Below are 22,013 nucleotides of genomic sequence, written 5' to 3'. Positions count from 1 at the left end.
CGCGGGCGCGGCAGACATGGGCGTGGTGGCGGCCACGTGGCAAAACTTCACTGAAGGTAACCAAGGCACTCACGATTCCGTCGGACTGCTTTTCGGGATAATCGTAAGCTTACATATAAGTAGACAAACTAGCTAGCTGGACTAGTTACTTTCTTTTCCTCATGCTCAGCGACTTCCAGCGCACGGGTCATCCTTTGCAGGAACTCCACCACAGTCCTGGCTTCCTCGGCGCTCAGCGACTCCGCGACGGACATCATGCGCCGGTGCATGGCCCCCAGTGTCTCGCGCACCTCATTGTCCGACTCGACGGTGGGGATCACTACCACGGAGCGGCGGTCGGACGGGTGCGCCTCCCGGCGGACATGGCCGCTGGCGACGAGCCTGTCGATCAGGGACGTGGTGGAGGCGCTGGTGATGTTGAGGAAGCTGCTGAGATCCTTGGGCACCACCTGCCTGCCGGACGCCTGGGCGCGCAAAAGGTAGCGCAGCGCCAGGATGTCCGTCTCGCCCATGCCCATCGAATCGCGGGTGGAGCGCCGGATCGCCGTTTCGGCACTCCGGTAGTCGCGCAGCGCCTTCAGGACCGCGGCGCTGTAGTCCAACTGCCCGTCGGGTCCATACCAGTAACCGGAACCCTCGTTGCCTGTGAAAACCATGCAATCATTCTAGTCCACCTTATAACTAGACCGGCGAGCAACTTGAACTTGGCGCTCCGCCTACCCGTCGCCGAGTGCTTACCCGAAGGAAACACCCGCGTAACCGCGTGCTTCTAGCCTTGGATGGCATATCCCTCCGGAGAATCGAGGCAGGCATGCAGACCAACCCGCGGCTCAACATCAGGCAGGTCCCCTGGTCCAACCCTGTGGGCGCCGACCTCCGCCGCGCGCAGCAGGCCGAACTTGATGCCCGCTTTGGCGGCCCGGACCACGAGCCCGGGCCGCCGCCGTCGGGCGCCGACTGCGCCGTCTTCCTGGTTGCTTACGACAAGGGCTCCGGGCAGCCGGTGGGCTGCGGAGGCCTGCGTCTGCTGGACGCGACAACCGCGGAAATCAAGCGCCTGTACGTCCTGCCGTACACCCGCGGGTCAGGGGTCGCCAGCTCCATCCTGGCAGCCCTGGAGGCGGAGGCCTTCAGGCAGGGCATCACCCGCATCAAGGCGGAGGCGGGGTCCGCCCAGCCGGACGGACGGAACTTTTACGGGAACTCGGGCTTCGAAGCGATCCCCAACTTCGGGCCGTACGTCGGCCTGGAGCACTCCTACTGCTACGCGAAAAGCATCAATGCCCGCAGCGCGGCCCATACCGCCATGGCATGACGGGACAGCCGCAGGCCCGTCACACTGGGAGGGGCTGCGGCGCCTTCGGCTAACCTCAGCCTATGGAAACAGCAGACATCACCTTCCGGACCCGAAAGTGGGTCCGGCCCGAAGACCTCAATGCCAACGGGACCCTCTTCGGCGGAAGCCTGCTGAAGTGGATTGACGAAGAAGCCGCGATCTACGCCATCCTGCAGCTGGGCAATGGACGTGCGGTCACCAAGTACATCTCGGAAATCAACTTCGTCAGCTCCGCCGTCCAGGGCGACCTCGTGGAAATGGGCCTGACGGCCACGCGCTTCGGCCGGACCTCGCTGACTATGCGCGCCGAGGTCCGCAACATGATCACGCGGCAGAGCATCCTCACCATCGAGGAGATCGTGTTCGTCAACCTGAATGCCGAGGGAAAGCCGGAGCCGCACGGCTACACGGAGATCACCTACGACCGGGACCGGATCCCCACGCACCACCTCACGGAGACCGCCGTCAAGGACTGAACGGCCGAGCCGCGGAGGCAGGACGACGGCGGAAGCCGGCTGCCGCCGTCGTCCCGCCGATTGCCGGCCACCAGGATTTACCTGGCGTTTACGCGCAGGGCGCCGCCCATTTCCGCCGCTGGGCCAGAGTGGACAGCCGGGCTGTTTATCGAATCGATAGCTATAACAGCCCGTTTTTTGCCATGCCCAGCTATAGGCTGTGCGGACATGCTCCGGTTCCAGTCCAGAAATGAGTCCTGATCGTGCGTAGATTGCAGAATGTGGCCGCCGCCGTTGCCGCCGTCGTCCTCCTTGCCGGCTGCGGCAGCGGCCCGGTATCCCCCGCTCAGTCCAGCGGCGCCCCCTCGGCGGCAGGCGGCTCCGGCGAAACCCTGGTGGTGTACACGAACTCCAACGGTGAAGGCCGCGGGGACTGGCTGACCGCCAAGGCGGCCGAGGCCGGATTCAAGATCGAGATCGTGGGGGCGGGCGGCGCCGATGCCACCAACAAACTGATCGCCGAGAAGAACAACCCCATCGCGGACGTCGCGTTTGGGTTGAACAACATGTACTTCTCGCAAATCAAGAACGAGGGCGCTCTGGAGGCATACAAGCCCTCGTGGGCCGGCGACGTGGACCAGGACCTCGGTGACGGGGAAACCTACTGGCCGCTGGTGAAACAGGCCATCCTGCTCGGCTACAACTCGGACAAGATCTCCAAGGATGCCGCCCCCAAGGACTGGACCGACCTGTGGACCAGGGATGAGTTCAAGAGCCGCTACGAACGCGTCACCGGCCTGGGCACCGCCACTGCGCAGCTGGTCTTCGCCGGGATCCTTACCCGCTACCGTGACGACGCCGGCGACCTGGGCATTTCCGATGAGGGCTGGAAGCAGGTGGAGCAGTACTTCCAGAACGGCAGCCCCGCGGTGGCCAAGACCGACCTCTTCGCGCGCATCGCATCCGGCGAGGTGGACATGGGCCAGATGCCGTCCTCGATCATCGCCGACCGGGAAAAGTCCTTCAAGGTGAACGTCGACACCGTGATCCCGTCCGTTGGCGTCCCCCTCGCCGTCGAGCAGGTGGCCCTGGTGAAGGGCTCCAAGAAGAAGGACCAGGCCCGGAAATTCATCGACTGGTTCGGCAGCGCCGAGACCCAGGGCCAGTTCGCCAAGCAGTTCAACTCCATGCCAGTCAACAAGGGCGCCCAGGCCCAGGCCAACCCCGAGGTGGTGGACTTCTTCGCAGACCTGAAGCAGCAGGACATCGACTGGGATTTCGTGCAGGAGAACATGGGCGCATGGGTGGAGAAGATCGAGCTCGAATACATGACGTAACCCGGCCCCGGCCAGACTCCTACCGCGAAGACAGGTAAGGCATGATCCGCTTGGACAACATCGAAGTCACCTTCGGCGACTTCACTGCGATCCCGCAGCTGGACCTCCACGTCCGGCCCGGCGAGTTCTTCACGCTGCTGGGGCCTTCCGGCTGCGGAAAGACGACGGCGTTGCGCACCCTGGCGGGCTTCATCCAGCCTGCCAAGGGCACCGTCCAGGTGGACGGCAAGGACGTCACCCGGCTCCCCAGCGACAAGAGGCAGGTGGGCATGGTGTTCCAGAACTATGCCCTCTTTCCCAGCATGAGCGTCTGGGAGAACATCGCGTTCGGGCTGCGGGTACGGAAGGAAAAACCCGCGGACAGCGACCGCCTGGTCAGGGATATCGCCCGGCGGGTGGAACTGAGCGACGAACAGCTGTCCAAGAACGTGGCAGAACTCTCCGGCGGCCAGCAGCAGCGCGTGGCCGTTGCCCGGGCCCTCGTGCTGCGGCCCAAGATCCTGCTGCTGGACGAGCCGCTGTCCAACCTCGATGCGAAGCTGCGCCACCAGCTCCGGCAGCAGCTCAAGGACCTGCAAAGCGAGTTCGGGATCACTACCGTGTACGTCACCCATGACCAGGACGAGGCGCTTGCCATGAGTGACCGCGTTGCCGTCTTCAACAAGGGTGTCGTGGAGCAGGTGGGGACGCCGCAGGAGATCTACGACCATGCGGCCACGGAGTTCGTCTGCAATTTCATCGGGGACAGCTCCACCCTCACCCCCGACTTCGTCGCAGAAGTAAACAGGCTTTCCGGTGCCCGGCTGGGCACGGGCGCCAACTCCTACCTCCGGGTGGAAAAGGCGTCACTGGCCGCGCCTCCGGAAGGCGGCTCCGCCGTCGGACTGGCCGGGACGGTAGTGTCCCGAACCTACCACGGCCTGCACAGCCGCTACGTTGTGCGCAGCCATGGCGCGGACGTCCGCCTCCTGGTCAGGGAGGACGGCGGCGCCCACCCGGAACCGGGCACGGAAACCACCGTCTACGTGCGGCCCGAACACGTGCTGCAGTACCATCCGCAGACAGGCGCCGCCCTTCGGAACGGGGACCCGGCGGTGGCCCTGCCATGAGCGGGTCTCCGGTCCGCGCGATGGTCCGCTCCCCGTTTGTCCTGGTGGTGGGAGCGGTCCTCACCTGGTTCATTGCCGCCTTCCTGGTCTGGCCCAACATCAACGTCCTCATCGCCACGTTCTTCCCGGACGGCAGCTTCTCGGGGCGGGCGGCGGAAAAGCTGTTCTCCTCGCAGCGCGCCATGAAGGCGCTGGGGAACAGCTTCCTGCTGGCGGTGGCGCTGTCCGTCACGGTCAACCTGGTGGGAATCTTCATCGTCCTGGTGACGCACTACTTCCGGATCCGCGGTTCAAGGATCCTGTTCCTGGGCTACGCCTCCACCTTCATCTACGGCGGCATCGTGCTGGCGGCGGGGTACAAGTTCATTTACGGGGACAAGGGAATCGTCACCTCGCTGCTGGCCAGGGCGTTTCCCGGAATGGACCCGGGCTGGTTTTCCGGGTTCTTCGCCGTCCTGGCCGTCATGACGTTTGCCACCACCACCAACCACATGCTGTTCGTGGCCAACGCCTTGAAGGGCATCGACTACCAGACCATCGAGGCGGCCCGGAACCTCGGCGCCTCCACGTGGACCATCCTGCGGCGCATCGTCCTGCCCATGCTCAAACCGACGCTGTTCGCCGTCACCATCCTGTCCTTCCTCACCGGGCTGGGAGCCCTGAGCGCCCCGCAGGTGCTGGGCGGCCGCGATTTCCAGACCATCACCCCCATGATCCTGACCTTCACCAACAGCCCCACGTCCCGCGACCTCGCGGCGCTGCTGGCCGTGATCCTGGGCCTGGCCACCATGATGATGCTGGCCGTGATGTCCCGGCTGGAGAAGGGGGGCACCTACTTCTCGGTATCCAAGGTGTCCTCTGAACTGCAGAAGCAGCAGATCACCAACCCCGTGGCCAACGCTGTGGTCCACGCCGTGGCGTACCTGCTGTTTGCCGTGTACACGTTGCCGGTGGTGCTCATCGTCCTGTATTCGTTCGCGGACGGGGCCGCCATCCAGACGGGCCAGCTTGCCCCGGGCAGCCTGACCTTCGACAACTACGTCCGCGTCCTCACCCAGCAGTCCGGGCTGCGCCCCTTCATTGTCAGCGTGGTGTACAGTGCGCTGGCAGCGCTGATCGCCGTCGGCGGCCTGCTCTTCGTGGCCCGCCTGCTGCAGAAATACCGCAACTGGGTGGCTTCACTCTTCGAGTATTTGCTGCACATCCCGTGGATCCTGCCCTCGGCCCTGCTGGCTCTGGGCCTGATCATCAGCTACGACCATCCGAATCCGCTGGTGGGCGGCGCGGTCCTGACGGGCACCACGGTGATCCTGCTGATCGCCTTCGTCACCGTGAAGATCCCCTTTACGCTGCGCATGCTCAAGGCGTCTTTTGCCTCCCTGAATTCCTCCCTCGAGGAGGCGGCCGCCATCATGGGCGCGCGGACGCTGTATGTCTTCCGGCGGATCCTGCTGCCGCTGGTACTGCCGGCGGCAGCAGCCATCACGGCCCTGAACTTCAACAGCCTGCTCGACGACTACGACACCGCCATCTTCCTGGCCCATCCCCTGGTCCAGCCGCTGGGCCTGGTGATCAAGGCCAACACGGACGGCGCGGAAGGCACCGAGGGGATCGCCAACACGTTCGTGTACACGGTCCTGCTCATGGTCATTACCGGCCTGACCATGTATATCGTTTACGGCAGGTCCGGGCGCCGTTCGGGCAGGAAACGCCTGCCCGGGCCGTCCGTGCCGCAGTCCCCCGGCCAGGCGCTTCCGGGCAGCCCGGCTCCCGGGGAGGATGACGCCGCCCGGCCGGCCGCCGCCGTGCGGTGAGTGCCGCCATGGTCAGTGCCGCTAAGGCCAGGGCGCGGTTCAGGAGCTGGAACTGCGGGCGACGGCGGCGCCCGGCTTCCGCCCCCGGGCAAGGCTGAGCAGCCGGTCGCGGAAGGGTTGGGCGCGTTCCGCGAGCGCGATGCGCCCCATCGCCGTCGACGCCACGCTCAGGGCCTGCGTCCTCAGCCGCCGCTGCCGGTCGTAGGCACGGAGGGCCTCGGCTTCCGGCAATGTGTTGAGGAGATCCCCGAGGGTGACAGCGTCCACGAGGGATTCGCAGGCGCCGCGGCCCAGCGTAGGCATCATGGCGTGCGCGGCGTCCCCAATGAGCACGGTCCGTCCATGGATGTAGGAGCCCAGGCGCGGGACAGTCCACAGCCGCTGGACCAGGCATTCGTCAGCCGTGGCTGCGGCCAGCGTGCGGCGTATGGCTGGCGCGTGGCCGGCATACCGTGCCCGGGCCTGCTGCAGGACCGCCGCCGGATCAATCCCGTAGGGGCCGCCTCCGGACCGGTAGCTGGCGTACCAGAACGAGCCGCCGCGGGCCGCCGCCATGCCGAAGAGGTCACCGCGGCCCCAGTATTCGCCCACCTCGTCCGGACCGACCGGGGTGGAAAGGGTGCCCCGGAGCGCAAGGTACGGCGTGAGCCGTGCAGCGGTGCCCGGGCCCCAGACCTCTCGGCGGACCACGCTGTGGACGCCGTCGGCACCCACCACCAGGCTGCCGTCGGCGGGCAGGGCCTGCACGTTCATGGTGGTGCGAAGGACGGTTCCGGGCACCGCACCGTCGAGCAGCCGCAGCAGGTCCACTCGGGAGATGCCGAACATGTCCCCTGCGTTGACCGTGATCCAGGGCGCGCCCTGGGCGTCCCGGACCGATCCGCTGCCAAGCACCGGGCTGACGGCCCCCGCCTCGTCGAGTATCCCCAGCCGGTCCAGTGCACGCTGGGCGTTGGGCCACATGCCCAGCGCGTTGCCGACGTCCGGAAGCTCCGGCCGTTTCTCATATACCGTGACGTGGAACCTGTCCGGGTCCAGGCACGCCGCCAGTGCCAGCCCTGCGATTCCGCCGCCGATGATCGAAATCCCGTTCATGGTGCAAAGCTACTACTTTTGTAGTAATTCGGGAAGGGGTGACGGCCCCCTGTCATTAGACTGGGGCCATGCCTGACCGCCGGACCCACCTCCTTGATGCCGCACTGAAGGTAGTGGCGGACAGGGGACTGAAGGGCCTCACCCACCGGGCAGTGGATGCTGCGGCCGGCCTGGCCGAAGGGACCACGTCGAACTACTACCGCAACCGCACGGCCCTGGTGGAAGCGGTGCTGGAGCGCCTGCTCGAGTTGGACGGGGCACTCCTGCAGGACACCGGGCCGGCCGGTCCGCCGCGCAGCGTCTCGGAACTGGCGGACCAGCTGGCCGGCTTGGTGCTGGCGCTGGCCGGACAGCACGCGGGCCTCACCCGGGCGCGGCTGGCTTTTTCGCTGGACCACCCCGAGGCCGTGACCGCCGGCCATCTGCTGCTGGTGCGCAACCTGGAGCAGGCGCTCACCAACCTGGGGGTGGCGGACGCAGCAGCCCGGGCCCGCGATGTGGCGGATTATGGCGACGGCCTGCTGCTGCACCTGCTCACCGTCCGGCGGGATGACAGGCCGGATCCCGCCGCCATCGCCGCGGCCGTCCGGCGGCTGCTCGCGCCCTGAAGCGGAAGCAGCCGCCCGCCGTCGTCATGTCCCTCAGGACGCGCCCGGCCAGCCGGTGTAGGCCTCTGCAAGGTAGGCCATGCCGTGCCGGGATGAGACCACGGAGTTCAGTTCGCCCAGCTGGCGGGCGCGGGAAAAGTCGTCAGCGTCCGCCGGGGTGTGCAGCATGGTGGTCATCCAATAGGAGAACTGCTGCGCCTTCCAGACTCTGGCCAGGGCGCGGTCGCTGTAGCCCTCGAGGAGCGCGCCGGAACCGGAGTTGTAGTGGCTGTCCAGGCCCTCGAAAAGGACCTTGACGTCGTTGATGGCCAGGTTCAGGCCCTTGGCCCCGGTGGGAGGCACCGTGTGCGCGGCGTCGCCGGCCAGGAACAGGTTGCCGTAGCGCATGGGAGCGTGGACGAAGCTGCGGAAGGGCAGCACCATCTTTTCCAGGACCGGGCCTTCCTTGAGCTCGAAGCCGTTGCCGTTGACGCGGCTGCGGAATTCGGCCCAGATCCGGTCATCGTCCCATTTGGCAACGTTCTCTTTGGGGTCGCACTGGAAGTACATCCGCTGCACGGTTTCGGTGCGCTGGCTGATCAGGGCGAAGCCGTTGGCGGAGTTGGCGTAGATCAGTTCGTCGGAGCTGCGCGGGGCCTCGGCCAGGATGCCGAACCAGGCGAAGGGGTACTCGTGGAAGTACCACTTGCGGTGGGCCTCGGGGATCTGGAACCGGCAGTGGCTGCGGGAACCGTCCGCGCCCACCAGGAAGTCGGCCTGGATCTCGAATTCGGTTCCGTCCGCGTCCGTGAACCAGACCTTCGGCTTACCCTCGAGGTCGTGGACGGAGGTTTCCGTGACGCTGTAGCGGACGTCCCCGCCGTCGTCCTTCCTGCGTGCGGCAAGGTCCAGGAACACGTCGGTCTGGGGGTAGAGCCACACCGACTCCCCCACCAGGTCCTTGAAGTCGACACGGTGGCTTTCGCCGTTGAACCGCAGTTCGATGCCGTCGTGCCGGTCGCCGTCGCGCAGCACCCGGTCCGAGACGCCGCTGTCCACCAGCAGGTTGACGGTCCCGTGTTCCAGGATGCCGGCGCGCACGGTGTGGGCAATCTCTTCATGGCTGCGGATTTCAATGACCGTGGAGTCGATGCCGGCCTTGGCCAGAAGATGGGAGAGCATCAGCCCGGCGGGGCCGCCGCCCATGATGGCCACCTGCGTGGAAATGGTCTTGCGTGCCATGGTTCTTCTCGCTTCGTTGCGTGGCCCCGGGTGGGGCGGAGATTGGGTGCTTCTGGCATCCAGTGTGCGCGGGGAGCCGTGACTGCTGTTACACCAATTCCGTTGAACGGATCAGGAATCTGCCATGTTCCGGGCGATTCCCCGGGCGGCCGTCTGCAGGGCGGGCACCAGTGCCTGCAGCCGCATCTCGCGCAGCGGAACCACGACGCCGAGCGAGGCCACGGCGCGCTTCCTGCGGTCCAGGACGGGGACGGCGATGCCCCAAGTGTCGGGGTCCACCACGCCCTTGAGCTGGGCAAAGCCCTGGCGCGCCGCGTCGCCCAGGAGCGCGCGGAGGGCGTCCGCAGTGAGCTTTCCCCCGGGATCGGCGAACTGGCCCAGGTAGTCGTTCTGGACCGCCTTGTCCTGGTGTGCCATCAGGGCCAGTCCCGCGGACGAAACGTGGATCGGCATCCGGCCGGCCACCTGCGCACGGTTGGCCACCGAGCCGCGCCGCGACAGCCGCTCGACGAAGAGCACTTCCCAGCCGTCCAGTACGGCCAGGTTCACATTCTGGTTCAGGACCTGCTGGATGTCCTCCATGAACGGCATGGCAGCCTGGCGAAGGGCGAGCGTGGGGGACGTGCGGTTCACCAGTTCCCACAGCCTCAGCCCGGGCCGCACCATGCCGCCGGGGGACGCCTCGAGCAGCCCGTGCGCGGCAAGCTGGCCCACCAGCCGGTGGGTGGTGGTGAGCGGCAGGTCCGCCCGCCGGGCCAGTTCGCTGAGCTGCAGGGCGGTGACGTCCTGGGGGAAGGCGGAGATCAGCCGGACGATCCGGTCCACCACCGAGTCGCCGGATGGGGAATTTGCCACTGCCGCACTCCCTTCCGGCCCGCGCGCCTTCCATTCAACGGGAAGTCCAGCGTACCGCGGGCCTGGCGCAGGGGCACCACTGGCGGTCAGGCCGTCGTCGCCGGTTGTTTCCTGCGGCGCTGTACCCGGCGCCAGACGCCGGGTGCCAGCACCACGGCGATGCCGACGGCGGCACCAATGACCGTTTCGATGATCCGGTCACGGAGCAGGACGGCGGGGGACGCCGGAACCACCAGGAGGGTGGAGACCAGGGCGAGCGGCGTCACGAAGACCTGGGCCAGCAGGTACTGGCGGATGATGAACATTTCAGCGCCGAACTGGCAAAGTGCCATGACCAGCACCGTCTGCCAGGGCTGCAGGCCCACCAGCAGCACCGCCGCCAGGACCAGCAGGCCCAGGACGGTGCCGATGATCCTTTGGAGTCCGCGGCGCACCCGGTGCCGCGTGCTGTGCCCGACGAGCGGCACCACGGCCGCCACCATGGCCCAGTAATTATGGCCAAAGCCCAGGGTTTCCCCGGCCCAGGTGGCCAGGGAGCCGGCAAGTCCTGCGGCCACCAGGTAACCGAAGCCCTCGAGCCACGCTGCCCGCTTCTCGGCGGCGGTCCGGCGGATGCGCGGCGGCCTGGTCCAGGGCGTCCGGTGGCTGGGCAGGATCCGGGAGGAGAAACCGACCAGCAGGCAGAACGCTGTGGTGAGGACGGACACCAGCATGCCCTGCCAGAGGGGCGGCTGGTTGGGGATGGACGCGATGGCCGCGAACGCGAAGATATGGAACAGTGATCCGGCAGGACGCAGGCGCAGCCAGGAAATAGCCACCGAGCAGCCGCCGGCCACGAGGGTGGTGGCCAGGACCAGCAGCCAGGTGTTCGCGCCGGCGTCCAGGTTCCAGGCCGGGCCCATCCTGGCCGCGAGCGCCGCCAGCAGGATGACCAGCAGCATCAGCAGCCCTGCCCGCAGCTGCAGCACGAACCGCGCGCCGTGCGGCTCCCCGCGGCCGTAGATACCGGCGAAAGCGCCAAACGACGCGAAGATCGCAAGGTCCAGCCGGCCCAGGAGCAGCAGGGTGATCAGCGGGACGAACACACCCACTGCGCACCTCAGCGCCGGATGATGGTCCTTGTTGCCGGGGGCAATGCTGAACATCTCGGCCATGATCTTCAAGGGGTAACAGCGCCTTCCTGCAGGGTGGATTCCGGTGGGCGGCCGCGCTGACGTTCCTGCCCTAAATCCTACGGGGCGGGCGGCCCATGCCGGGCCCGGCGTTCCCATGAATGGAATGCGGAAGCAACGCGGCCGAAACAGCAGGGGCCGATGCTTGGATCATGAAGCCCCGCCCCTGGAACAGCCCGGCAGCGGACCTGCGCTGCGAAGTCTGCGGCCTGATGCCCGAGCCCCCAAGGACGCGCCAGACCATGGCCAGCATCGCAGCGATGCTTCCGGTCGAGCTGCTGGTCCACGCTCTGGTGGTGGAGGCGCACCTTCCCTACCTGGCCAAGGTCATGGTGCTGACCCTTACCGCGACGGCACTGGCCATCTGGGTGGCAGAACCTTCTGCCGCACGGCTGCTGCGCGGCTGGCTCCACGCACCGGCGCTGCGGCACCGCAACCGGCTGGCTGCGGCGCCTGCCCTGTGGCGGGCGCGGACCGTGCTCGGCGACAATCCCGGCGCGCTGCAGCGCATCACCAAGGCAATTGCCCGGCTGGATACCAACATTTTGGGCATCCACGTCCACCCGGTATCCGGGGGAGTGCTGGACGAATTCGTTCTCTCGGCCCCCGGCTGGGTGGGCGAGCGGGAACTGCTGCTGGCATTGCACGACGGCGGGGGAACCAGCGCGCAGGTATGGCCAACCACCGCCCTGGCCATGGCAGACGGGCAGACCCGGGCGCTGAGCCTCGCGGCGCGGATCGCTGCCGCCCCGGACGAACTGCCCCTGGCGGTGGCCGAGCTGTTGCACGCAAGGATCGTGCCGCCGTCGGACGAGGGCAGCAAAGGGCCCGACGACGGGACGCGCCTTAAGATCCCGACGGCATGGGAGGGACCCATCACCTTTTCCCGGCCGGGCGAGCCGTTCACTCCGGCGGAGTCGGCCCGGGCCCACCGGTTGGCTGAGCTGGCTGAAACTATGGCTTATCGGCCGGCCGGGTCCCCAGCAGCACGTTGAGACCCCATCCCACTACGGTGATCAGGATGATGGCCCCGGCCATGGAGGCGAGCTGGACCGGCGTGGACAGGATCCCGAGGCTGATGATCAGCGTGGTGGCACCGGCGGGTGGGTGGGGCAATCCGAGCCAGGTCAGGACGAGGGTTGTCAGGCCCACCGACAGGACCCCGCTGAGGACATGCAGCGCAGTCAGTCCGCCCACCGGAGCGGAGGGCTGGTCCTGCAGGCCGAAAGCGTAGAGGCAGAGCGCCCCCGCCACGAGCCCCACGCCGTGGCCCACCACCGTGTTGACCGGCCTTGACGCCTTCTGTTCAGGGGATTCGAAAAACAGCATCACCGTTGGGCCGAGGCTTGGGAAGAGCCAGGGGAGGTGAAGGAGGAGCCCCACCAACCCACTCGCAGCAAGCACCACAACGCTGAGGACGGCCGCATAGAACCCGCTCCCCGGCTTGCCCCAGCGGTCCTTTGCGCGTTGCAGCAGTGGCGTCTCCATGGCGGTTCCTCCTTGCAGTCGGCGTGCCGGTCCCTGAGTTTTGGGGGACCTTTCACCGGCTACGTACCCCGGGCCGCCAGTCACAATCCGTTTCTTCGCAAGCCCTGCGCCATCTGAAGGCAAACCCCTTGACAGTAACGTGGCTCACTCCTACCTTTGTTTTGGGATCCCAAATTGGGATCCCAAAACTGAAGCCCCGCCCGACGCTCCGGATCATCCCGGCGACTTCCCAGCCAAGGGCGGACCTGCCCCGCGCACCGCCTTCCACATTGCCATTCGCAACCATTCCCCGTAACTTCCCCGTGAAGGAGAAGCTGTGTCCATCCCAAACACTGAAACAACGGCCACGCCCGACGAAGCCACCGCCGGAACACCCGGAAAGGACGGCACGCAACGGCGCAGCGCCGTCCGCTGGCGCCTGTTCCTGCTGCTCCTGGTCCTCGTGTCCGTCAACTACATCGACCGCGGATCCATCTCGGTCGCACTGCCCATCATCCAGAAGGAATTCAACCTCCCCCCAGAACTCGTGGGCCTCCTGCTGTCCGCCTTCTTCTGGACCTACGCCCTGATGCAGGTTCCGGTGGGATGGCTGATCGACAAGTTCGGCCCACGCAAGGTGATGACCGCGTCCTGCATCGGCTGGGGTGCCGCCACCGCGGCGTCCGGCATGGCCGGCGGCTTCCTGAGCATGTTCATCGCCCGGCTCGGCATCGGCGTCACCGAGGCAGGGGTGATGCCCGCCGGCGGCAAGCTCAATGCCATCTGGATGCACAGGTCCGAACGCGGCCGCGGCGCCACCATCCTGGACGCTGGAGCACCCCTGGGCGCCGGGCTGGGCGGCATCATCATCGCCGGGCTCATCGCCTCCACCGGCAGCTGGCGCTGGGCCTTCGTCATCGCCGGCGCCGCCACCGTCCTGATGGGCATCGCCGTCTGGTGGTACGTGCGGGACAACCCCCGCGAACACCGCGGGGTCAACGACGCTGAAGCCTCCTACATTGAAGCCTCGCACGCCGCCGAGGATGCCGAGGCGGCGCGGGACGGCAGCAAGGGCAAACGCGCACTGCTCCCCTACCTCAAGTTCCGCTCCTTCTGGGCCATGTGCCTGGGCTGGCTCGGCTTCAACGGAGTCTTCTACGGCCTGCTGACCTGGGGACCCCTGTACCTGGCCCAGGCCAAGGGCTTCGACCTGAAGACCATCGGCTGGTCCACCCTGGTGATCTTCGGCGCAGGCTTCGTGGGGGAAATCATCGGCGGCACCATCGCCGACAAATGGCGGGCCTCCGGCGCCTCGGCCAACCTGGTCATGCGGACCCTGCTGGGCATCTCCAGCGCCATCGTGGTGGGCGGCCTGGTGGGCGTGACCGTGGTACCGGACGCCACCACCGCCGTGGTCCTGCTCTCGCTGGTCCTGTTCTTCCTCCGCTGGGTGGGCCTGTTCTGGAGCATCCCGTCCATCCTCGGCGGACGCACCAACGCCGGCGTCCTGGGCGGTGCCATGAACCTCAGCGGCAACATCTCCGGCTTCGTCACCCCCATCGTCGTCGGCCTGATCGTGGGGGCCACGGGCTCCTACACCTGGGCGCTGCTGTACTTCGTCGGCTCCGCCATCATCATGGGCGCATCGGTGCTGACCCTGAACTACAACAAGCGGCTTCCTGTCTAAGCTAGCCCTCGCAGGCAACCCGCAAACAACGCCCCCGCCGCCGGGAGCAGTGCACTACAAGAATCCGAAATGGAGCGTCATGCTGACCGCAGAAGAGACCCAGGACAAGGACCGCCCCCTCCGCGAGACCGTCCGGGACACCCTCCGCACCCGGATATTCGAAGGACACTACGCTCCCGGCACGCGGCTCGTGGAACGCGACCTCGCCGCCGAATTCTCCGTGTCCCGGCTGCCCGTCCGCGAGGCCCTGCGCATGCTGCGCCAGGAGGGGCTCATCAGCGACCGCGGCGCACGCGGGGCGGAAGTGAGCAGCCTCAGCGCCAAGGACGTGGAGGACCTCTTCGACGTCCGGCAGTCCCTGGAGGTCCTGGCCTGCCGGCTCGCCGCCCGGCGGGCCACAAAGGATGACCTTGCCTACCTCAAGGGGCTGCTGGACGACGCGGAAGGCTACCTGGCCAAAGGCGCCGTGATGGAGGCACACCGCTCCAACAGCGAATTCCACGACGCCATCACCGGCATCGCGGACAACAACTTCCTCAAGTCCGCCCTCGAACCCCTCCAGGGCCGCATGCACTGGCTGTTCCGCCACGTCAGCGACCTGCCCGAACTCATCAGCGAACACCGCGAACTCTACGCCGCCATCGCCAGCGGCGACCCGGACCGGGCAGCCGCCCAGTCCGCATCCCACATCGGCAAGTACCGGGAGCAATTCCCCGAGGACTTCCAGAAGACCGAACCAGATTTCCACCGGAAGAGAAAATGAAACTCCTGGTCATCAACCCCAACATCAGCGACGATGTCACCGCCCTGATCGAAGCCGAGGCGCTCCGGTCCGCCGGCCCCGGCACGGACCTGGTGCTCCGGACCGCCGGCCACGGCGTGGAGTACATCGAAACCCGCTTCGAGTCCCTCATCGCCGCGGGAGCAGTGGCCGAGATCATCGCCGAACAAACCCGCCCCGGAGCGGATCCGGTGGACGCCATCGTGGTGGCAGCCTTCGGCGATCCCGGCATGCCGGCCCTGAAGGAACTGGCAGAGGTGCCCGTCATCGGCATCACCGAGGCCGCGCTGTGCGCAGCGGCGCTGCAGGGGCACCGGTTCTCCATCATCGCGATCTCCGACCGGATCAAACCCTGGTATCGCGAATGCGTGGAGGGATTCGGCCTCGCCGGCCGGCTCGCCTCCATCCGCTCCATCAACGAGTCCCTCAACGGCATCGGCGCCGTCCAGCAGGACTTCAAGGAAACCCTGCTGGCACTGAGCCTGCAGGCCGTCACGGAGGACGGCGCCGACGTCGTCATCCTGGCGGGCGCCCCGCTCGCCGGGCTGGCCCGGGACCTCCGCGGCCGCATCCCCGTCCCCGTGGTGGATGGAATCTCCGCCGGCATCCGCATGGCGGAGGCCGTGGCCGGCCTGCAGTCCGGCCCGCACCGCGCCGGGGCCTTCGCCCCTCCCCCCGCCAAGGACCGCAAGGGCCTGTCCGCGAACCTGGACGCGGCCTTGTCCGCCCGCCAGGAAACCGCCGGCACGCCCCAGCCCGCGGCCTAACCAGACTTCAGACACCCAAGGAGGACACCGATGTCCAACCAGCCAGACCTTGTCATCGCCCACGCCACGGTGGTCAACAGCTTCGGCCGCCAGGCAGCCCACATCGTCGTGCAGGACGGGCGCGTCGCCGCCCTCCTGGACGCCTCGCAGCCCGTTCCCCCGGCGGACCGCACGATCGATGCCACGGGCAAGCTGGCCATCCCCGGCGGCGTGGACGGGCACTGCCACGTGGCCCAGGTGACCGGGCGCTTCCGCACCCTGGACGACTACCGCACCACGTCCACGGCCGCGCTCTGGGGCGGCACCACCACCATCATCGACTTCGGCATCCCCCGGGACGCCCAGGAGACCCCGCTGGCCGCCGTCCTGCACAAGAAGGAACTGGCAACCCAGTCGCGCTGCGACGTCGCCCTCCACGGCGCAGTGATCAGCTGGGACGAAACAGTTCCGTGGCAGCTTGAGCAGCTTGCCGCCGAGGGCGTGCGCTCCGTGAAGATGTACACCACCAACCGCGGCACCACCATGGCCGACGGCGACACCATCCTGAAGGTCATGCGCGAAATGGCACGCCTGGACGGCCTCACCTACATCCACGCCGAACACGACCCCATCATCGCGGACTGCACCGAACAGCACGCCCAGGACGGCCGGATCGGGATCGAACACCTGCACCGGACGCGGCCCGAGCTGGCCGAGGAAACCTCGGTCAAGGAAACCCTCGCCCTGGCCGAATACACGGGTGCACCCGTCTACTTCGTCCACCAGTCCACGCCCGGCGCCGTGGACCTGGTGACCGGGGCCCGGGCACGTGGCCTTGAGGCCTTCTCCGAAACCTGCCCGCACTACGTGACCCTGGACGACTCCGTTTACTCCTCCGCGTTTCCGGAGTGGTTCGCCTGCTGCCCGCCCATGCGCAACCCGGACACGGTGGCCGCGCTCAAGGAGCGGCTGGCGGCCGGCGCCATCCACATCATGTCCTCGGACCACTCCTGCTACGACCTTTCGCAGAAGCGCGAGCGCACCGACGACGTGCGCTTCATGCCGCACGGGCTGCCCGGCGTGGAAACCCGGATGCCCGTCACCTTCACGGCCATGATGTCCGCCGGCGCCACGGTGGAGCAGTTCGTCAGCGCCTTCGCCGCCGAACCTGCGCGGATCAACGCGCTGCCGGGGAAGGGCCGCATCGCCGAAGGGTTCGACGCCGACCTGGTGGTCTTCGACCCGGCCGAGGAACGCCGCGTTGACGGTGCTGCGCTGCACATGGGAACCGACTTCTCACCGTTCGACGGGAAGGCGCTCACGGGCTGGCCCGCCGTCGTGGTTTCCAACGGACGCGTGGTCCTGGACTCGGAGGGCTTCCACGATCCCGGCGCCGCCGGCCGCTTCATCCACCGCAACGGTTTCCGGCAACACCAGTCCGCACCAGACGCCGCCCAGCTGTCCGCCGCCATCTCTTAGGAGCCCCGATGCCCGCAACAACCCGCCCCCGCCGGATCGGCATGATCGTGCCGTCCTCCAACACCTGCCTGGAACCGCAGACGTACCGCATCCTGGGCGCCCGCACCGACGTCACCGTCCATTTCACCCGGATCCCGGTCACCCGGATCGCCCTGGATGACTCCTCCAACCGCCAGTTCGACCCCGCCGTCATGCGGGAGGCGGCACAGCTGCTGGCGACGGCGGACGTGGACGTGATTGCCTGGAACGGCACGTCAGGCTCGTGGCTGGGTTCGGCGCACGACCAGGAACTGGCCGCGGAGATCACCGGCGCCACCGGCATCCCGGCCACCACCTCCACACTGGCCTACCTTGAAGCGTTCCGGACGTTCGGCACGGAGCGGATCGGCCTGTTCACGCCCTACACGGAGGACGTGAACCGCCAGGTCATCGCCTCGTATGAACGTGAGGGCATCAAGACCGTGGACCACCGGGCGCTCGGCCTGAGCGACAACGAGTCCTTCGCCCGGGTCTCCGATGACGAGATGCGCCCCGGCTCCCTGGAACTCGCGGCCGCCGCCCCCGATGCCCTGGTGTACCTGTGCACCAACCTCTACGGCGCCAACATCACCGCGGAGATCGAGGAACGCACCGGGGTGCCCGTCCTGGATTCCGTGGCCGTCACGCTCTGGCACGCCCTGAAGCTGGCGGGCGCGCCGCTGCTGGACCCCCGCTGGGGCCGGTTGCTGGGCTGACGGCCCCGCGCCTCAAGAGTCCCTACATCCGCAGGGTCAGGGCACCGGGCTCCATGGTCATGAGCACGTGCTTGCCCTGGCCCTCGTGGTCGCCGTCCAGCTGGTAGTCGTCGTTGTGCTCCAGGGTGATCTCCACCGTCTTGCCCTGGAAGTACTCCACCGCGGTGTCCCTGGTCCGCCCCTTGCCGATGATGCCGGCCAGCACTGACAGCCAGCCCAGCTTGCCGTGGTGGGGGGCCAGCACGGCGATGTCCAGCAGACCGTCGTCCACCTTGGCGTCCGGGAAAATCTCCAGGCCGCCCTGGACTTTCCCGCAGTTGCCCACCATCACGCTGCGGACGCCGCGGTGCACCACGGTCTTTCCGTCAATCTCCACCGTGGCCTTCACGGGCTTGCCGGGCAGGTTCCGGATCCCGGCGTCCACGTACGCCAGCCAGCCAACCTTGTCCTTCAGGTCCTCGTTGGTGTCGGCCATGATGGTGGCGTCGTAGCCCACGCCGGCCATCACCAGGAACAGCTGGTCCTTGTCGGGGTCGTTGCGCCGCGCACGGACGACGTCGATCTTCCGTTCGGTCCCGATCAGGGCCCCGGCCATGGCACCGTCGTAGTCGGTGACGTCCATGCCCAGGTTGCGGGCCAGCAGGTTCCCGGTGCCCAGCGGCAGCAGGCCCATGGGGGTGTCACCGCCGGAGAGCACCTCGGCGACGCAGCGCACGGTGCCGTCCCCGCCGGCGGCGATGACGATGTCCGCGCCCTGCGCCAGGGCCTCCTTCGCCTGGCCCACGCCGGGATCCTCCTTGGTGGTCTCCAGCCAGATGGCCTCGCCCCACCCGTTCTCCACGCAGTGCTTGGCCACCAGTCCGCGCACGTCAATGTCCACCGGCTTGGCGGGGTTGACGATGATGGCGGCGCGTTTGGGGGAGGTGGAGCTGTTGGCAGTCATGGCGTCCTTCGGTGGCGGATGGAAAGCAAGCTTCTGGAAGAAGGGTAACCCGCCGCAGCGGCGGTTCCGCGCTACAGCGCCTTGACTGCCCCCAGCACCTGGGCCAGCGAGTCCTTGGCGTCCCCGAACAGTAGCGAGGTCTGCGGTTCGTACAGCAGGTCGTTCTCGATGCCGGCGAAGCCAGGGCGCATGGAGCGTTTGAGGAACACCACCTGCCGGGCCTGCGCCACCTCCAGGATGGGCATCCCGTAGATGGGCGAGCCGGCGGACGTCTTGGCGGCAGGGTTCACCACGTCGTTGGCCCCCACCACCAGGGCCACGTCCGTCGTCTTGAACTCCGGATTGATGTCACCCATCTCCTTGAGCGACTCGTAGGGCACGTTGGCCTCGGCCAGCAGCACGTTCATGTGCCCCGGCATGCGTCCGGCCACGGGATGGATGGCAAAATCCACGTCGATCCCGCGGGCCTGCAGGGCTTGGGCCAGTTCCGCGGCGGTGTGCTGGCCCTGGGCCACGGCCAGCCCGTAGCCGGGTACGATGATCACCCGCTGGGCGTACCCGAGCAGGACCGCCACGTCCTCAGGCGAGGACGAACGGACCGGACGTTCGCTCACGGCGGTGGAGCCCGCCGTCGACCCTCCCCGGAACGCGCCGAACAGGATGCCCGCGACGCTCCGGCCCATGGCGGCGGCCATGGCCCGGGTGAGGATGGTACCGGACGCGCCCACCAGCGTGCCGGCCACCACCAGGAGCACGTTGCCCAGCACCACGCCGGACGCCGCGACGGCGAGGCCCGTGAAGGCGTTCAGCAGCGAAATGACGATCGGCACGTCGGCGCCGCCCACCGGCAGCACCAGCAGGGCACCGGCCACCAGGCCCAGGCCCAGCAGCAGGCCCGCGAGCGCCGGCGAACCGGCCAGCACCACGGCAACGCCGCAGGCCACAGCGGCGAGCAGCACCGCGCCCATCACCACCGGCAGCCCCGGGAACACCACAGGGCGGGTGGTCATCAGTTCCTGCAGCTTGGCGAACGTCACCGCGGAGCCGGCGAAGGACACGGCGCCGACGAGCAGCGTGAACACGATGGCAAGCCGGACCCAGGGGTTGTCCGTATGGCCCAGTTCCAGCAGTGCCACCAGGGCCGCGGCGCCGCCGCCCACGCCGTTGAACAGTGCCACCAGCTGCGGCATCTGGGTCATCTTGACGCGCCGGGCCACGGGTGCGGCAACGGCGCTGCCCACGGCGATGGCACCCAGGATCCACGGAATGTTGTCCAGCCGGGCCGACAGGAAGACCGCGACGACGGCGATCAGGGCGCCGAGGGCCCCCACCAGGTTTCCGCGGCGGGCAGTCCGGGGGGAGCTGAGCCCGCGCAGCGCCAGGATGAAGCAGACCGCCGCGGCCAGGTACAGGAGGGAGGTCCAGACGGGATCGAGAAGGCTCATTTGCCCTCCGCCTTCTGTGCGGTGCCGGACTGTGCGGCACCCGTTCGGGCGGTGTCCTTCCTGGCGTGGAACATGTGCAGCATCCGGTCCGTCACCACGAAGCCGCCCACGAGGTTGGCGGTGGCAAGGACGACGGCGAGCAGCGCCACGGCCAGGACCAGCGGCTCAGTTGCCTGGCCGGCCACGATGATGGCCCCCACCAGGATGATGCCGTGGATGGCGTTGGCACCTGACATCAGCGGCGTATGCAGCGTGCTGGAGACCTTGGACACCACCTCGAAGCCGACGAACACCGCCAGCACCGTCACCGTCAGCAGGGCCATGCCGTCCATCAGAGCGCTCCTTCCCGTGCAGCGGGCGCGGCACGTTCGGCCAGCAGGGCCGCCGTGGGCTGGTGCCGCACGGCCCCGTCATGGGTCAGGCAGGCACCGGCCACCACTTCGTCGTCGAAGTCCAGGGCGGATGCGCCGTCCCGGACCAGCAGGGCCAGCAGGTTGGCCACATTCTTGGCGTAGAGGCGGGAGGCATCCGACGCCATCGCCGAGGCCGGGTCCTTCAGGCCCACCAGGGTGACAACGCCGGTGCCTTCGGCCGTGGGGATGGGAATGTCCTGGCCGGGCACCGATCCCTCCACGTTGCCGCCGGACTCCGCGGCGAGGTCGACGACGACCGATCCCGTGCGCATCCCCTGCACCATCTCGCGGGTCACCAGGAGGGGCGCGGGACGGCCGGGGACTGCCGCCGTCGTAATCAGCACGTCCGCCTGGGCCACGTGCGGGGCCAGCAGCTGCCGCTGGCGGGTGCCGGCATCGGAACTCAACTGCCGGGCGTAGCCGCCGGCCGCCTCCGCCGTCTCCACGTCCAGCCGGATGAAGGTGCCGCCCATCGACGCCACCTCATCGGCCGAGGCGGGCCGGATGTCGTTGGCGAAGACCCTGGCACCCAGCCGCTTGGCGGTGCCGATGGCCTGCAGCCCCGCCACGCCCGCCCCGAGGACCAGCACCCGGGCCGGCGGAACAGTGCCGGCCGCCGTCATGAACAGCGGAAAGAACCGGGGCAGCCGGATGGCCGCCTCAAGGACGCAGCGGTAGCCGGCCACCAGCGCCTGGGAACTCAGCGCGTCCATGGACTGGGCGCGGGAGATGCGGGGCACCAGCTCCATCGCGAAGGACGTGATGCCGGCATCGGCGAGCGCCTGAACAGTGGGCAGCTCGGACGACGGCGACGCCAGGCCCACCGTGACGGCGCCCCGGGGCAGGGCCGCGGCGGTGTTCGGGTCCAGCGGCCGGACGTGGGCCAGGACGTTAAGGCTGCCGTAGTCCAGCCGGGGAACGATGGCCGCGCCGGCCTGCCGGTAGTCCTGGTCGGGGTACCCGGCGGCCTCCCCGGCGCCGGCTTCCACCAGCACGTCCAGGCCCAGGCCTCTTAGCTGCTTCACAGTGTCCGGGGTGGCGGCAACGCGCCGTTCGCCCTCCCGCAGTTCCCGCGGAACGCCCAGTTTCACCCGCCGACTCCCCTTCCTGACGAGCGCGGCGGCGGCTCTGCTGCACGCGCTGCCCTGAGTCTAGATCGCCGCGGTCTGCTGCGGGAGTAGGGTGGCGGGCTTGGTGGCAAACAGTTATCTGCTGCCCCTGTACGGAACTGCGCACCGAGACCCGGCGTGGGTGCGCAGGGGCAGTCCGTGCGCAGTGAAAGCCCCAGGCAGGGCGCAGCCCGGGCCGGCGTAGAG

General features: G+C 68.0%; 22 protein-coding genes. 12 read left to right on the top strand and 10 right to left on the bottom strand.

The window, feature by feature from the left end; genetic code table 11:
• Positions 1-128: 128 nt before the first annotated feature.
• Positions 129-656 (bottom strand): MarR family winged helix-turn-helix transcriptional regulator, encoded by a 528-nt coding sequence (locus ACYSM9_RS04520; protein WP_461855804.1) that lies wholly within the window; start codon positions 654-656, stop codon positions 129-131.
• A 155-nt stretch (positions 657-811) separates the two neighbouring features.
• On the opposite strand from ACYSM9_RS04520, the gene ACYSM9_RS04515 reads away from it, so the two are divergent.
• The 5 genes from ACYSM9_RS04515 (at position 812) to ACYSM9_RS04495 (ending at position 6,051) form a co-directional block, all read left to right on the top strand.
• On the top strand, positions 812-1,315 hold the full coding sequence (locus ACYSM9_RS04515) for a GNAT family N-acetyltransferase (RefSeq protein ID WP_461855803.1): 504 nt from the start codon (positions 812-814) through the stop codon (positions 1,313-1,315).
• Positions 1,316-1,377: 62 nt separating this feature from the next.
• Positions 1,378-1,812 (top strand): acyl-CoA thioesterase, encoded by a 435-nt coding sequence (locus ACYSM9_RS04510; RefSeq protein ID WP_461855802.1) that lies wholly within the window; start codon positions 1,378-1,380, stop codon positions 1,810-1,812.
• 242 nt (positions 1,813-2,054) lie between these two features.
• Positions 2,055-3,128, top strand: a complete 1,074-nt coding sequence (locus ACYSM9_RS04505) for an extracellular solute-binding protein (protein WP_461855801.1) — start codon at positions 2,055-2,057, stop codon at positions 3,126-3,128.
• Positions 3,129-3,169: 41 nt separating this feature from the next.
• A complete protein-coding gene (locus ACYSM9_RS04500) occupies positions 3,170-4,237 on the top strand; it encodes an ABC transporter ATP-binding protein (protein ID WP_461855800.1) in 1,068 nt (355 codons plus the stop codon).
• Positions 4,234-6,051: an ABC transporter permease gene (locus ACYSM9_RS04495; RefSeq protein WP_461855799.1), complete on the top strand. Its 1,818-nt coding sequence runs from the start codon at positions 4,234-4,236 to the stop codon at positions 6,049-6,051. The genes ACYSM9_RS04500 and ACYSM9_RS04495 overlap by 4 nt, the downstream gene beginning before the upstream one ends.
• A gap of 39 nt (positions 6,052-6,090) precedes the next feature.
• Here the strand turns inward: ACYSM9_RS04495 and ACYSM9_RS04490 are convergent, their stop codons facing one another.
• Positions 6,091-7,146 carry an FAD-dependent monooxygenase gene (locus ACYSM9_RS04490; protein ID WP_461855798.1) on the bottom strand — a complete coding sequence of 352 codons (1,056 nt, stop codon included), beginning with the start codon at positions 7,144-7,146 and terminating at the stop codon, positions 6,091-6,093.
• 68 nt (positions 7,147-7,214) lie between these two features.
• Here ACYSM9_RS04490 and ACYSM9_RS04485 point away from each other — a divergent pair, with 68 nt between their 5' ends.
• Entirely contained in the window at positions 7,215-7,754 is a 540-nt protein-coding gene (locus tag ACYSM9_RS04485) for a TetR/AcrR family transcriptional regulator (RefSeq protein WP_461855797.1), read from the top strand.
• Between the two features lie 33 nt (positions 7,755-7,787).
• Here the strand turns inward: ACYSM9_RS04485 and ACYSM9_RS04480 are convergent, their stop codons facing one another.
• The 3 genes from ACYSM9_RS04480 to ACYSM9_RS04470 form a co-directional block, all read right to left on the bottom strand.
• The gene (locus tag ACYSM9_RS04480) at positions 7,788-8,975 is read right to left on the bottom strand and encodes a 4-hydroxybenzoate 3-monooxygenase (RefSeq protein WP_461855796.1); all 1,188 of its coding nucleotides are present in this window, start codon (positions 8,973-8,975) and stop codon (positions 7,788-7,790) included.
• A 111-nt stretch (positions 8,976-9,086) separates the two neighbouring features.
• Entirely contained in the window at positions 9,087-9,830 is a 744-nt protein-coding gene (locus tag ACYSM9_RS04475) for an IclR family transcriptional regulator (protein ID WP_461855795.1), read from the bottom strand.
• Positions 9,831-9,916: 86 nt separating this feature from the next.
• Positions 9,917-10,993 carry an FUSC family protein gene (locus ACYSM9_RS04470; RefSeq protein WP_461855794.1) on the bottom strand — a complete coding sequence of 359 codons (1,077 nt, stop codon included), beginning with the start codon at positions 10,991-10,993 and terminating at the stop codon, positions 9,917-9,919.
• Between the two features lie 161 nt (positions 10,994-11,154).
• Here ACYSM9_RS04470 and ACYSM9_RS04465 point away from each other — a divergent pair, with 161 nt between their 5' ends.
• On the top strand, positions 11,155-11,997 hold the full coding sequence (locus tag ACYSM9_RS04465; protein ID WP_461855793.1) for an amino acid-binding protein: 843 nt from the start codon (positions 11,155-11,157) through the stop codon (positions 11,995-11,997).
• On the opposite strand, the gene ACYSM9_RS04460 is transcribed toward ACYSM9_RS04465, so the two are convergent.
• Positions 11,957-12,490 carry an HPP family protein gene (locus ACYSM9_RS04460; RefSeq protein ID WP_461855792.1) on the bottom strand — a complete coding sequence of 178 codons (534 nt, stop codon included), beginning with the start codon at positions 12,488-12,490 and terminating at the stop codon, positions 11,957-11,959. The two genes, ACYSM9_RS04465 and ACYSM9_RS04460, sit on opposite strands and share 41 nt — an antisense overlap.
• A 316-nt stretch (positions 12,491-12,806) precedes the next feature.
• Here ACYSM9_RS04460 and ACYSM9_RS04455 point away from each other — a divergent pair, with 316 nt between their 5' ends.
• The 5 genes from ACYSM9_RS04455 (at position 12,807) to ACYSM9_RS04435 (ending at position 17,896) form a co-directional block, all read left to right on the top strand.
• Positions 12,807-14,156 carry an MFS transporter gene (locus ACYSM9_RS04455; RefSeq protein ID WP_461855791.1) on the top strand — a complete coding sequence of 450 codons (1,350 nt, stop codon included), beginning with the start codon at positions 12,807-12,809 and terminating at the stop codon, positions 14,154-14,156.
• Positions 14,157-14,235: 79 nt separating this feature from the next.
• Positions 14,236-14,919, top strand: coding sequence for a GntR family transcriptional regulator (locus ACYSM9_RS04450; RefSeq protein WP_461855790.1), 684 nt, complete (start codon positions 14,236-14,238; stop codon positions 14,917-14,919).
• A complete protein-coding gene (locus ACYSM9_RS04445) occupies positions 14,916-15,704 on the top strand; it encodes an aspartate/glutamate racemase family protein (protein ID WP_461855789.1) in 789 nt (262 codons plus the stop codon). The genes ACYSM9_RS04450 and ACYSM9_RS04445 overlap by 4 nt, the downstream gene beginning before the upstream one ends.
• A gap of 30 nt (positions 15,705-15,734) precedes the next feature.
• Positions 15,735-17,162, top strand: coding sequence for an amidohydrolase family protein (locus ACYSM9_RS04440; RefSeq protein ID WP_461855788.1), 1,428 nt, complete (start codon positions 15,735-15,737; stop codon positions 17,160-17,162).
• Between the two features lie 8 nt (positions 17,163-17,170).
• The gene (locus tag ACYSM9_RS04435; RefSeq protein WP_461855787.1) at positions 17,171-17,896 is read left to right on the top strand and encodes a maleate cis-trans isomerase family protein; all 726 of its coding nucleotides are present in this window, start codon (positions 17,171-17,173) and stop codon (positions 17,894-17,896) included.
• A 22-nt stretch (positions 17,897-17,918) separates the two neighbouring features.
• Here ACYSM9_RS04435 and ACYSM9_RS04430 read toward each other — a convergent pair whose 3' ends face one another.
• From ACYSM9_RS04430 to ACYSM9_RS04415, 4 genes are all read right to left on the bottom strand, one after another.
• Positions 17,919-18,839, bottom strand: a complete 921-nt coding sequence (locus ACYSM9_RS04430; RefSeq protein WP_461855786.1) for a diacylglycerol/lipid kinase family protein — start codon at positions 18,837-18,839, stop codon at positions 17,919-17,921.
• Between the two features lie 71 nt (positions 18,840-18,910).
• The gene (locus tag ACYSM9_RS04425; protein WP_461855785.1) at positions 18,911-20,284 is read right to left on the bottom strand and encodes an NAD(P)(+) transhydrogenase (Re/Si-specific) subunit beta; all 1,374 of its coding nucleotides are present in this window, start codon (positions 20,282-20,284) and stop codon (positions 18,911-18,913) included.
• Complete coding sequence (locus ACYSM9_RS04420; RefSeq protein WP_461855784.1) at positions 20,281-20,616, bottom strand: NAD(P) transhydrogenase subunit alpha part 2; 336 nt, start codon at positions 20,614-20,616, stop codon at positions 20,281-20,283. The genes ACYSM9_RS04425 and ACYSM9_RS04420 overlap by 4 nt, the downstream gene beginning before the upstream one ends.
• Positions 20,616-21,788 carry a Re/Si-specific NAD(P)(+) transhydrogenase subunit alpha gene (locus ACYSM9_RS04415; protein WP_461855783.1) on the bottom strand — a complete coding sequence of 391 codons (1,173 nt, stop codon included), beginning with the start codon at positions 21,786-21,788 and terminating at the stop codon, positions 20,616-20,618. Before ACYSM9_RS04415 ends, ACYSM9_RS04420 begins: the two co-directional genes overlap by 1 nt.
• Between the last annotated feature and the right edge of the window lie 225 nt (positions 21,789-22,013).

Source organism: Arthrobacter sp. C152 (assembly GCF_054890965.1).
Note: the sequence above shows the minus strand (reverse complement) of the source record. Positions and strands in the feature narration are given on the sequence as shown.